Below are 12,977 nucleotides of genomic sequence, written 5' to 3'. Positions count from 1 at the left end.
TATCATTTGATTTGAATTGTGATTATATGGGTAGGTTAACTGGTTGCGATAATTGCTAGTAATCAGGTTTAGGATCTATTGACTGATTGAAAAAGTTAGTCAAAATAGAAGTGATTTGAAATTGACTTAAAAATAGCCAAAATTGAAATTTATTATGAATTTCAATTCTGACTAGTCACATTTACAAGTCTCATCAAAAGGGTAGTTAACCAACTAGCATCGACTAGTGATGATTATTTCCATTTTTGGTTATTAATGGCATAATATAATATGATTAAAATAATATTCGGACAAGGGGGAATCAGCATGATCAATGGGGCATTATATCAAACTACTGCGACAGATATTAAAAAGAATATCTTAGCTGGTAATTATGAAGTTGGGGCACTGATTCCGACTGAAAATCAGCTGGAAAAGATGTATGGTGTCAGCAAGATTACGATTCGTAAAGCGGTTGAATTACTCGTTGCTGAAGGCTACCTGCAAAAGAAGAGTGGGATTGGTACTAAAGTTATCAGTAATAATCTCTTTAATAAATTATCCAAAGCTAAGTCATATGCGTCAATCGTAAATGAACATGGCACGCTAACTAAAACGATTTTGAAAATCAAGCTGGTTTCACCCACTGCAACGCCGTTTGAGGCTTCTGATCAAAAAGTATTGTACATTAAGCGACTTTATACGCTGAATGGCCAACCATTTATTATTTTTGAACATTATTTGCCTAATATTGCGATTCAAAGTGAACTCAAAGAACTCCGTCATCGGTCACTGTATAAGATTTTAAAGGACAGCGGTCAGGAGATTAACCACTTTAAAGATACCTTTAAAGCGGTTCGTTTGGATGCCGCGGATCAAAAGGTGCTGCAGAGTGCGAATGGGTTGGCAATGAAGCGGCAACGACAAGGATTTGATCGTGCTGGCAACCTAATTGAATTTTCGATTGCGGTTTATGATACGAATAAATTTCCTTATGAAATTGACTATGAAGTCTAACCATTATGTGTAAAACGTTTACACTAAAACATTATAATGTTATGATGTCTTCGAATTTAAGGAGGTGCCTCGATGGATAATTTTGTCAATTTACTCAATGCGAAAGTGCTGCCAGTAGCCAATAAGATTGGGACTCAACGCCACATGACAGCGATTCGTAGGGGAATTATTTCGACCTTGCCATTAACAATTGTCGGGTCATTTTTCACGTTGATTAACAACATTCCGATTGAATCAGTCGCGAATGCGTTGTTGCCGTATAAGGAAATCTTGGATATTCCGTTTCGATATACGGTAGGTATTTTAGCCTTGTATGCCACGTTTGGAATTGCTTCTTCACTTGCTGAGAGCTATAAACTCGACAAATTAACGAATGGGATGCTGGCCGTGTTGGCATTCTTGGTTTCGACAGCTGCACCGATTCATGTGACGGAGGATGCTAAAAACGTTATTGATGCTGGTCGCTACATCAACATCGCAAATTTAAGTGCTTCATCGTTATTTGCTTCAATTGTCGCAGGCTTATTAAGCGTTGAAATGTACCGGTTCTTAAAGAATCGAAATATTACGATCAAAATGCCCGCGGGTGTGCCACCAGAAGTTTCGAACTCATTTGTCGCGTTAATTCCAGCGGCCATCATTCTATTGTTTTTCTGGATTGTGCGTTACATTTTTGATTTTGATATTTCGGCTGTTTTGGGCACCTTGTTGATGCCGCTAAAAGGGGTCTTAGTCGGGAACAGTTTGTTCGGTGGTCTGCTGACGATTTTTCTCATTACGGGGTTTTGGACTTTGGGGATTCATGGGGCCGCAATCGTTGGTCCTGTCGTTCGGCCTTTCTGGGAAATGTCGATTGCGCAAAATATGAGTGAATTTGCGGGTGGCACGAATGCACATCATCTCTCAACCATTTTTACCGAACAATTTCTACAATGGTTTATTTGGCTGGGTGGTGCCGGTGGGACGTTAGCGTTAGTCGTCTTATTTATGTTTTCTAAATCGGCCTATTTAAAGGATTTAGGAAAATTAGCCATTTTACCAGGTCTGTTTAATATTAATGAACCTGTTATTTTCGGGGCACCAATTGTGATGAATCCAATTCTAGGGATTCCTTTCATTGTTGGACCATTAGTCACGGGGACCTTATCTTATATTATGACGGTGACCGGGGTGGTGCCGATGATGATGGCGCGGTTACCGTTCACGATGCCTGGACCTTTGGGCGCATTTATGAGTACCAATTGGAGTATCCCAGCGATGATATTGAGCTGTGTAAACTTCTTGATTGACCTGGCGATTTACTATCCATTTTTCAAAGTTTTCGAGAAGCAACAACTTGCAAAGGAGTAGGAAATGGCTTATATGCTAGGCTTAGCAGTCTTTTTTCTGGTTTGTGAATACGCGGCTCAGAAAAAATGGGTGCCTAAGTTTCTTAAAGATATTCGTGCCGGGCAACTGATTTTACGATCACTTTTGAGTTTGATTGGTCTAGCTGTGTTGGGAATGGTTGTCAAAGCAGCAATCCCCCTCGTGATTCTAGCAACGATTTATTTGGCAACCGTGATTTCTAATAAGTATTTAGTGATTTTCTCAGCGATGGAAAGGGGTAAAAAAGAATGACTAAACGAACATTAGGCGTTTCGGTTTATCCAGATCATAGTGATTTGGCGACAGATAAAGCCTACTTAGCAACAGCCGCCAAAAATGGTTTCTCACGAATCTTCATGAGCATGTTGGAAGTGAGTGACGGCAAGGCCGCCGTGATGGCAAAATATCAAGATCTGATCCGCTATGCCAAAGGACTCGGTTTTACAACAACCTTGGATGTGGCTCCCAACATTTTTGATCAATTGGGCATCTCCTATCAAGATTTAAGCTTTTTTGCTGAATTAGGTGCAGATGGAATTCGATTGGATGAGGGATTCGATGGTCGGCAAGAAGCCCTGATTTCTTACAATCCTCAGCAATTAAATATTGAGCTCAACATGAGTAATGACGTGGCCTATTTGGACAACATTCTGTCATATGGGGCTAATCAACCTTTTATTTTTGGCTGTCACAATTTTTATCCGCAACGTGGAACGGGTCTACCACTGGATTTCTTCAATGATTGTTCGGAACGTTTTAAAGCCTATGGCATTGAGACGGCGGCCTTTGTGACGTCACAAGTGGGCAAGATTGGACCGTGGAATGTGAATGACGGTTTGCCAACATTAGAGATGCATCGGGATTTACCGATTGACCTGCAAGCCAAGCATTTGTTCGCAACGGATCTGATCGATTGTGTCATTATCGGGAACGCCTATGCTTCGGATGAAGAGTTGGCCCAATTAGGACGGCTAAATCGTTACCAAGTCGTTTTGGACGTGACCCTTTGTGAGCAGATTCATCCCGTTGAACGAACTATTTTGTTGGCTAATCAACATGTTCGGCGCGGGGATATTACGGATTTAGTGGTGCGTTCCACGGATGTCCGGAAAAAATATCAGCAAGCCGCTAATCCCCAAAATAATTGCTCACACGATTTTGAGCGTGGAGATGTCGTCATCGGTAATGATGGTTTTGGCAAGTATAAAAATGAATTGCAAGTTGTCTTGGCACCACATCATGATGACCGGAAAAATAAAGTGGCAACGGTCCCAGCAACAGAACGCTTCTTGCTAGACTACCTGACGCCATGGGCCAAGTTTAAATTTGTGGCGATTCACTAATGGCGGACCTATATTTGAAGAATGGCCTCGATGTGCAATCACAGCCGATTGAAATTTTGATGACTAATGGCAAAATCGAGCAAGTTGGTCAAAAATTAGCAGGGACGACCGCCGACCGTACGATTGATTTGGCAGGTCAGTCGATTGTCTCAGCCGGTTGGATCGATGATCATACACACTGTTATGAAAAGTTGACACTTTACTACGATGATCCAGATCAAGTCGGTTATATGACTGGTGTCACGACAGTCATTGACGCGGGATCGTGTGGTGCTGATAATATTAGTGACTTTTATGCGCGCACCCGTGCTAAACGAACCAACGTTTATGCGCTATTGAACATTTCTAGGACCGGAATTTTGGCGCAAGACGAGTTAGGTGATCTGAGTCGGGTCAATTTTGAGACGTTTCAGAATGCGGTAAATGAATATCCAGATTTTATCGTGGGGATGAAAGCCCGGATGAGTCGATCAGTGGTTGTTGGAAATGGCCTGCAGCCGCTAATTCTGGCGAAACAATTTCAGGCACAGTTGATGCATCATTTACCTTTGATGGTCCATGTGGGGACGAATCCACCTGAATTACAAGCGATTATGGCGCAATTAAAACCGGGCGACATTATGACGCACTGCTTTAATGGGAAGGCAAATGGAATTTTGACGACGGATGATCGGATTAAGCCGTTTGTCCAAAGTGGTTACGAGCAAGGGATTATTTTTGATGTGGGTCATGGCACCGATAGTTTTAATTTCCATACTGCGGCAGTGGCGACTGCACAGGGGCTGTATCCGCAAACCTTGAGCACGGATAGTTATCATCGCAATCGCGAAAATGGTCCGGTTTATAATCTAGCAACCTGTATTGAAAAAATGTTGTTGCTGGGCTATCCACTGTCTGAAATCATTCCAATGGTCACTAGTCGGCCCGCTCAGAATTTTAAATTAACGACGAAAGGTCAACTGGCTCCTGGCTATGATGCGGATATTACCATTTTTGAAATCAAACATGGATCGAAAAAATTAACGGATTCGGATGGTAACACCCGGATAACTGATAGGTTAGTGAAACCGGAGTACAGTATCGTTGGTGGAAAAGTTTACATGATTGGGGAACTCTAAATGGATTTGTATGAAAAATACCAATTGAAACACGTGATTAACGCCGATGGCAAAATGACCATTTTAGGTGTTTCGAAGGTTTCTGATCAAGTGGTTGCGGCACAAAAAATAGGAGGCCAGAATTTTTTTGAAATCGCCGACTTAGTTGTACAGACCGGGCATTACGTGGCTAAGCTAGTCGGTGCGGAAGATGCACTAATCGTCAATTCGGCTTCAGCCGGAATCGTGCAAGTCTTGGCCGGGATTATCGGACAAGGCAGTGGGTACCACGTTTATCACCCGTACACTAATCGCATTACGAAACGCGAAGTTATTCTACCAATGGGACACGATGTCGATTACGGTGCCCCAGTAGACGTGATGCTTGGACTTGCCGGGGCTAAAATGGTGCCGGCCGGATATGCCAACAGTTGCACCGCCGCACATTTGGCAATGCAAATTACGCCACAAACCGCGGCAATTTTGTATATCAAAAGTCATCACACTGTCCAGAAGAGCATGTTGTCAATCCCCGCTGCCATTGCCGTGGCCCATGAGCATCAGTTGCCACTGGTTTTAGATGCGGCCGCGGAATCAGACCTGACGAAATATCTAAAAATGGGCGCGGACGCGGTGATCTATAGTGGCGCTAAGGCCATTGAAGGTCCGGCTTCCGGTGTCGTATTTGGTCAAGCGAAGCTGATTCAATGGGCACGCCTACAAAGCAAAGGAATCGGCCGCGCAATGAAGATCGGCAAGGAAAATATTATTGGTTTGACAGCGGCGATTGAACAATATCTGGCTGAAGGACCAGAGACAGGGGCGGCCATGATTGCCCGTTTAAAGCCATTTGTTGCTGAATTACAGACGATTCCAGGCTTGGCGGTCAGCATTGTACAAGATGGGGCTGGTCGCGAAATTTATCGGGCTAGTGTTAAAACAGCGCATGCGATTGAGGTTTGTGACCAATTACGACAGGGATCAATCGCAATTTATGCCCGTGAATATCGTGTCAATGAAGGTGTGATCGAGTTTGATATTCGAGCGGTTAATCAGGCCGAAATGGCTCAAATTGTCACGCGATTACGAGAAATTATGGAGGCTTACTAATGGATTTAAAACCGAACTATTTAGCCAATGGGCTATGTTTGAATGTCTTAGCGAATTCAATTGAGAATGCTAAAGCGTGTTATGACGCGGCTGAAGGCCATGTTGTGCTGGGTGTTTTGACGAAGAATTACCCGACTGATGCGGCCGCTATTGAAGATATGTTGAAATATAAGGCAGTGATTAATAATGCGGTCTCCGTTGGGTTAGGTGCTGGTGATCCGAATCAAAGCGCCATGGTCGTTCGGGTGGCGAAAGCCGTTCAGCCACAACATGTGAATCAAGTCTTTACAGGCGTTGGCGCTAGCCGGGCATTGTTGGGGCAAAATGAAACGATCATCAACGGATTAGTTTCACCAACGGGTAAAGTAGGTGTGGTGAATATTGCGACTGGGCCACTCAGCAGCCAAGCACTCCCGACCGAAGTGCCAATCGTGACGGCGATTGCTTTACTCAAAGACATGGGTGGTTCATCAATCAAATTCTTTCCGATGAAGGGTTTAGCGCATATTGAAGAGTTCAAGGCAGTCGCTCAAGCCTGTGCCGAAAATGACTTTGACCTTGAACCAACGGGCGGCATTGATTTAGAAAATTTTGAAGAAATTGTCGCAATTGCTAAAAATGCCGGAGTAAAGCGGATTATTCCGCACGTTTATAGTTCGATTATTGATCAAGCGAGTGGTGAGACTCGTCCAGAAGATGTGGCTAAGTTGTATACGATGTTGCAACAATTTTAGGGGTTGCGGATGAAAATATTAGCATTTGGGGAAGTCTTACTACGTTTTACCGTGCCTGATCACCTGCTGTTGGAACAAAGTGACCTCGTGCAATTATCGACGGTGGGTACGGGCGTTAATTTATTAGGCAGCTTAGCGCATTTTGGGTATCAAACCGTGTTGATGACCAAGTTACCGGCCAATCCGTTGGGTAGACGGGTCGCGGCAGATTTGAGACGACTTGGAATCTCCGACCAATTCGTTGGTTATTCTGGCGGCCATTTAGGCAGCTTTTTCGTGGAATTAGGGCATGGTTCCCGACCGGAACGCGTGACTTATCAGGATCGGTTAGCCAGTTCTTTTTGTGCCGCCGACGCGACGACGTATGATTTTGAAACCGCACTCGAAGGGGTAAACTACGTGCATATTTGTGGGATTGCCTTGAGTTTGACTGATCAGACGCGCAATGCCGTGTATACCTTGGCTAAGTTAGCACATGCGAAAGGGATTCAAGTGTGTTTTGATTTTAACTTTCGGATGAGCCTAAATACTGGCAATTCTCATCGTGCCATGAAGCAACGATATGAACAGATTTTACCGTATGCGGATGTGGTTTTTGGGAGTAAACGTGACTTGGTTGAGCTGCTAGATTATCCTGATAGGTCAGATGAAGAATGTTATGCCCAATTCACCGCGGATTACCACGTAACGACTTTTGCAGGAACGCGTCGAACCAACGATAATCAACGGAAATATTTTCAAGGCTTTATGATGCATGCGGGGAAGCTTTTTCAGTCTCATCCTCGTGAAATTCGTATTTTAGATCGGATTGGCAGTGGTGATGCTTTTGCGAGCGGCGTGATCACTGGCTTGATTGAAAAGTGGCCGATTGATAAGACCTTAGATTTTGCGGTTGCTAATTCTGTGCTAACACAAGCGACGCTGAATGACACGCCACTTTTTACACAACAAGATGTTTTTGATTACTTGGCTTCAAATGGACAAAACGAGTTGATTCGGTAGGCTTTAATAGAATCAAAAGACCAGTGATTGGCGGGAACTTGTCAGTGACTGGTCTTTTTGTGTAGCCTTAACTATCTTCCAGACTAGCCGACATTAGCCTAGTCAGTGGTTGACTTTTTAGGTCAATAGATTTTAACTAATAGAGGAATTACTTTAATTATTAGCAAGGAAGGCCGTTAGACCATGACATGGACCCATTGGCAAGTTCCACCCTTTATTACTAGCGTTTTCTTTGTTTTAGGCATGCTCACTTTATATTGGGTGACCTATAATTGGCTAGTTTCATGGGTACATCATCAGCGACGTTTTAACGTAACGGACGATCAACTTAGTACGTGGTATGGTGTCACTTACATGGTCGTCTTCGTTTTTTGCATTCAATCTTTAGTCGTTGGTGGCTGTGAAGCTTGGCAATTTATGAATTTCCAATTGATTGCGATTATCTTTTGCGCGTATTTCTTGAATAGTCATGTGCCGTACTATGCGTTTATCCCAATTTTATTTGTTTACATGGTTTTTGATCAATCGCTCGGTTATTGGCAATCCTGGGGACATGCGTTGACTTTAATGCTATTTTTCTGGGTCTTAAATCAGATTCGTGTTAAAGTGACGACTTATCCGTGGGCGCCATTGAGTTATTTAGCGGTATGTGTAAGTTTTGGTGGCCTTTTGTGGTTATGGATGAAATTTAAGTTCAACTTTAGTTGGCAAACGCTCGGCGAAGAATGGCTATATTTAGCAATTTTTGTTGTTTTGCTATATATCTACGTGACGATGCTGTCGCACGATAGCCAGCTGAAGTTGCGTTTGGCCCAATTTGCAAGTCATGATGCGCTCACGCGAACGGAGAATTTTGCGGCGTATACGGCCGCCATTCAGGATCAATTTTCAGCTAGTCGGCAAAACCAGACCGCTTTAACCATGATGATGTTCGATATTGATCATTTTAAACGGGTCAACGATACTTATGGTCATATGATTGGTGACCGTGTTTTGCAACAAGCTACAAGTGTTGTCCAAGTAGTGTTGACGGCCAATGACCCGCAAGTAAAACTTTATCGCACGGGTGGCGAGGAATTTAATGTCATCTTTCCAAATTATGAGTTAGCACAAGCACAGGTTATGGTGCAACAAATATTTAGCGCGATTAACCACTTGTCGGTTCCAACAGAACATGGGCCTCTCGAAATCTCAATTTCCGTCGGTGTTTCGGCATTGTCGCCAAATGATGGTTCACCAATTGATTTTTACAATCGTGTGGATCGCAATTTATATCATTCTAAACGGAACGGGCGGATGCAAATTACGAGTGTCTAGGCTAGTTGAATTTTGCTTTGTGAGCCAAGTCAGTACGAAACGATATTTCATGATGGGATTACTTTGTTTTATCGGAGTAATCCCTTTTTGTCTGTGTGCGACGATTCATGTGGTTGTCTCCATTGACTAGCACGTTCCAGTGTCAAATTCAGACCGAAGTAGCATGGCTAACTAATCCGTAGCTATCATATTTATAAGTATCTGATTAACTTGCCGCTCCGGTTGGTCTGGACTGATGCTGGAACGTGGTGGCCACGTTTGTGAGCCAAAGGGCGGTCTCACAAGCCGGGCTTTCTCTAAGCTGGAAAGGTCACCAGCAACTGAAACGTGTTCGGTCCAACTGCGCCCTCCGCTTGCTACGCCATCACAACAACTCTGAAAACCGCCGAGTAATTGTGATGGCTAGGCAATGCTCAGGAGCAACCCGTTGGCCCTCACACTCTGAAAAATTTCACCACTGACCATCCTCCAGCCCGCCCTGTGCTAAATAGTGAGCCTAATATTAATTCAGGCCTGACTTTACTATTGCCTAAATTACAATCGTTATTTAACGTCGGAGTGGACCAGTTCGTTTGCCGTGTCGAGACACTTAGCTGGGCGAGTTTACCCAGGTTAGTGTCTGGCCGACTTTTAAGACGTGGGTTGCGGCTTGAAAGCGCCCTGCAGACCGCTTTTAGGCTGCAGGTCTGCCTCACAGCAAACGAGCTGGTCCACGGAGACGGACAATTCGACAACTAATGGGCTATTTCCGGCTATAAACTCACACGGACAGTACAATCATCAACGTGCTTAATAAAAATATTTATAAAAATAAGCACCGGTCGACCCAGTGAAAGCACCGTCACAATTGGTATTGACCAATTTTAAAATTCTTTGGTATAAAATTTTGAATTTTAAAGCGCTTTCAGCCGCATTATGTTATCCTACTTGTGGGCACAAATTTTATAGGGGCCTACCAATTACATGTGAAAGGAGGAATTTCCATGTATCGAGCAATTGCGCAAGATATTATTAAATCGATAATAGCCGATGAATACGAGACTAAATTACCGACAGAAAAAGTTTTAATGGCGCGGTTTAATGCGAGCCGGAATACGATTCGAAAAGCTATCGATGTCGTCTTTCGGCACGGTTTACTCCGCCGAGTCCAAGGGAGTGGGAACTTTATTATTAAGCAACCGGACGACTCAGCCACTGTTTTGAACTTATCAATTGGTTTTGACCGCGCGGCCATGGTCGAAGGGGGACCATTGGTATCTAAGATCGTCACGTTTGATAAGCTCAAGGCAGACGCAAAACTTGCTAAGCAAGGCAACATTGAGATCGGTGATGAGCTCTATCGAGTCGTTCGACTCCGGTATCTCAAAGAATGCTTGTATGATCTGGAAGAATCGTATTTTCCTAGAGCCATCGTGCCGTTTTTATCGGAAGAAAGTGTCCAACAGTCGATTTTTGCCTTTTTACGTGAAGCATATGGCATCACCGGGAGTACCACGGAAAACTATGTGCATCAAGTCAGATTGACTGCAGAACGCGCACAGCTCGTAGGTCTGCCAGAAGGCGATAAAACGATGTGTTTAGACGGGATCAACTACTTGGCTAATGGCGACGTATTCAACTTTTCAAAAACATTTTTCGTTTATGAAGATTTGGAACTCTACTATCATACTGAGAATATTGATCTCGAAAATTAGTACGGGAAGCGGATCAGAGGGGGAATCTGAGCCGTCCAACGTGAAAAAACATTAGGAGTGAGTCAAATGAATTCATTTATTGGGTGGCTAAATAAACATTTAGTCCCAGTCGCAGCGAAAATCAGCGGAGTCCGTTGGTTAGTCGCATTACGTGACGCTTTTATTGCAATTATGCCGGCCATGATGGCTGGATCAATCGCCACTGTTTTAAACGCTTTAGTTCGAGACATTCCAACTAAGTTTGGTTGGCTGGGGTTTGTCAACTCCATGCAATGGCTCATTGGAATCAACGCGATGGTTTGGACCGGGACGTTAGCCATTTTAGGGTTGATCTTCTCGTTCACCTTTGGCTACCAATTAGCAGTTCAATACAAAGTTGAACCAATTACCGGTGGGATCGTGACACTCGGAACATTCATCATGAGTTTGCCACAAAACTTTACTGGTACCTTGACGAAGTCTCTAAGTGCTGGTGCCACTAAGATCTTAACGGATTCAGGTATGGCGGTTGCTGGTAAAAAGGTGACTGCTTGGGGTTACTTTAACTTCAATACGTACTTTGGTTCGTATGGTTTCTTTACTGTCATGATTTTAGGGGCCATTGCGAGTGCCTGCTACATCTATTTGATGAAGAAGCACATTACGATTAAAATGCCTGACACGGTGCCACCGGCTGTTGCCAATGCCTTTACTGGGATCATTCCAGCGGCGGCTGCATTCTATGTTGTGGCAATTATCAACTGGTTATTCAGTAATTTTGGTCAAACGACCGTTATCGAATGGATCGCCAAAGTTATTCAAGAACCACTGTTGAACATGAGTCAAGGTTATGGGGCCGTTTTATTGATGACCTTATTGGTTCAAGTTTTCTGGTTCTTTGGGATTCACGGTTCAAACGTCTTAGCACCAGTCTTAGATGGGATTTGGTTGACCGCACAATTGGCCAACGTTAACGCCTTCCAAGCACACAAAGCCGTACCATACCTCTGGACACGGAACTGTTTCGATTTATACGCTTGGATCGGTGGGGCCGGCTCGACCTTGCTACTATTGATTGCTATTTTGATCTTTAGTAAGCGTGATGACCAACGTTCTGTTGCTAAATTAGCCATTGGTCCTGGTTTCTTCAACATTAACGAACCAGTCATGTTTGGTTTACCAATTGTCTTAGACCCAATTTACTTTATTCCATTTATCTTGGCACCAGTTGTAACCGTATCCACTGCTTATGCAGCGATTACTGCCGGTTGGGTTGCACCAATCACTAACAATATTGTTTGGTCGATGCCACCAATTATGAATGCTTTAGTTGCTACGATGGACTGGCGTTCAGTTGTCTTACAAGTGGTCAATGGCTTGATTGCCTTTGCTATCTACGTGCCATTCGTTAAGGCTGCTAATAAAATTAAACCTGAACAAATTGGAGATTAATTAACTTATGAAAACCTTAAAGCAGTGTTTACTCATCGGGATGAATCTTGGCTTGTTAACAGTAGTTTTGAGTCCCATGGCTGGGTCGACTGGTCAGTGGGTAACGCTCGGACTAGGGTTAGCGGTCAGTGCCGTATTATTCGGTCTTTATCGTCGTGTGGTCAAACTTGAAAGGAGTCAAACTAATGCAAATTAAAATGACGTTGAAAGCCCCAGTGGACTATCTTTATCAACAACTGATTGACTCGGCTCAGGCGGACATTCAGCAGCAAACTGGTCGGCCAGCTCCCAAGCAAAGTTTGCAAGGGGTGCAATATGAAAAGAAATGGAAAAACGGTTTGACAGGCTCACTAAAGGTGACCCATGCCGAACCAGGTGTGCGATACGCTTACGAGTTGGAGACACCCCATGATCATTATATGGTTGACTACCAGTTTACGCGCAATGGCGATGATGGCGCTGGTTTGACTTACGCGGAGACTTTCTTGGGAAAAGACAAGCGAACCGCTGCAAACAATCGAATCGGTGTGACGCTGCTCGGTTGGTTCCGAAAACGCCGCTTTAAGAAAATGATGAGTCAAATGGCTGCCAGTTATTATCAATAAGCCGATGAGGAATCGTCGTAATCACAAATTGGTTACGGCAATTCCTTCAGGCTACTACCGAGACGTCGTTAGTTCGACGTCTTTGGTCTACATAGCAATTTAAGCTTTTATTTACGAAACAATTAGCTTATGATAGGAATGTTCCGGTCGTTTATTTGGACCAATTAATCAGATTGATTGTGCGTCGCAAACGTGGTGACCACGTTGCAGCCGGAACGATTATTTAAAATAATAGCAGTGAAGAGACCCATCGGACAGTCGTTTTGTCACTAGTACAATA

At 43.7% G+C, this 12,977-nt stretch carries 13 protein-coding genes; all 13 read left to right on the top strand.

From position 1 onward, the window contains the following. Window positions 1–306 precede the first annotated feature (306 nt). Complete coding sequence (locus RA086_RS12165; RefSeq protein WP_308704051.1) at window positions 307–996, top strand: GntR family transcriptional regulator; 690 nt, start codon at window positions 307–309, stop codon at window positions 994–996. 72 nt (window positions 997–1,068) lie between these two features. Further along, window positions 1,069–2,346 carry a PTS sugar transporter subunit IIC gene (locus tag RA086_RS12160; RefSeq protein WP_308704050.1) on the top strand — a complete coding sequence of 426 codons (1,278 nt, stop codon included), beginning with the start codon at window positions 1,069–1,071 and terminating at the stop codon, window positions 2,344–2,346. Window positions 2,347–2,349: 3 nt separating this feature from the next. Continuing rightward, window positions 2,350–2,616 (top strand): hypothetical protein, encoded by a 267-nt coding sequence (locus RA086_RS12155; protein ID WP_308704049.1) that lies wholly within the window; start codon window positions 2,350–2,352, stop codon window positions 2,614–2,616. Further along, window positions 2,613–3,707: a DUF871 domain-containing protein gene (locus RA086_RS12150; protein WP_308704048.1), complete on the top strand. Its 1,095-nt coding sequence runs from the start codon at window positions 2,613–2,615 to the stop codon at window positions 3,705–3,707. The genes RA086_RS12155 and RA086_RS12150 overlap by 4 nt, the downstream gene beginning before the upstream one ends. Next, window positions 3,707–4,825 (top strand): amidohydrolase/deacetylase family metallohydrolase, encoded by a 1,119-nt coding sequence (locus RA086_RS12145; protein WP_308704047.1) that lies wholly within the window; start codon window positions 3,707–3,709, stop codon window positions 4,823–4,825. The genes RA086_RS12150 and RA086_RS12145 overlap by 1 nt, the downstream gene beginning before the upstream one ends. Then, complete coding sequence (locus RA086_RS12140) at window positions 4,826–5,914, top strand: DgaE family pyridoxal phosphate-dependent ammonia lyase (protein WP_308704046.1); 1,089 nt, start codon at window positions 4,826–4,828, stop codon at window positions 5,912–5,914. After that, entirely contained in the window at window positions 5,914–6,648 is a 735-nt protein-coding gene (gene dagF / locus RA086_RS12135; RefSeq protein ID WP_308704045.1) for a 2-dehydro-3-deoxy-phosphogluconate aldolase, read from the top strand. Before RA086_RS12140 ends, dagF begins: the two co-directional genes overlap by 1 nt. Before the next feature lie 9 nt (window positions 6,649–6,657). Beyond that, window positions 6,658–7,650 carry a sugar kinase gene (locus RA086_RS12130; protein WP_308704044.1) on the top strand — a complete coding sequence of 331 codons (993 nt, stop codon included), beginning with the start codon at window positions 6,658–6,660 and terminating at the stop codon, window positions 7,648–7,650. Window positions 7,651–7,833: 183 nt separating this feature from the next. Further along, a complete protein-coding gene (locus RA086_RS12125) occupies window positions 7,834–8,967 on the top strand; it encodes a GGDEF domain-containing protein (protein ID WP_308704043.1) in 1,134 nt (377 codons plus the stop codon). Between the two features lie 983 nt (window positions 8,968–9,950). Further along, window positions 9,951–10,661 carry a GntR family transcriptional regulator gene (locus tag RA086_RS12120; protein WP_308704042.1) on the top strand — a complete coding sequence of 237 codons (711 nt, stop codon included), beginning with the start codon at window positions 9,951–9,953 and terminating at the stop codon, window positions 10,659–10,661. Between the two features lie 66 nt (window positions 10,662–10,727). Then, entirely contained in the window at window positions 10,728–12,092 is a 1,365-nt protein-coding gene (locus RA086_RS12115; RefSeq protein WP_308704041.1) for a PTS sugar transporter subunit IIC, read from the top strand. A gap of 7 nt (window positions 12,093–12,099) precedes the next feature. Beyond that, window positions 12,100–12,288, top strand: a complete 189-nt coding sequence (locus tag RA086_RS12110; protein ID WP_308704040.1) for a hypothetical protein — start codon at window positions 12,100–12,102, stop codon at window positions 12,286–12,288. After that, a complete protein-coding gene (locus RA086_RS12105) occupies window positions 12,278–12,697 on the top strand; it encodes a DUF3284 domain-containing protein (RefSeq protein WP_308704039.1) in 420 nt (139 codons plus the stop codon). Before RA086_RS12110 ends, RA086_RS12105 begins: the two co-directional genes overlap by 11 nt. Window positions 12,698–12,977: the final 280 nt, after the last annotated feature.

The sequence above is a fragment of the Lactiplantibacillus brownii genome (assembly GCF_031085375.1).
In the GTDB taxonomy this organism is placed as follows: domain Bacteria; phylum Bacillota; class Bacilli; order Lactobacillales; family Lactobacillaceae; genus Lactiplantibacillus; species Lactiplantibacillus brownii.
The sequence above is the reverse complement of the archived record's forward strand: the minus strand, read 5'-3'. Positions and strand labels throughout refer to the sequence as shown.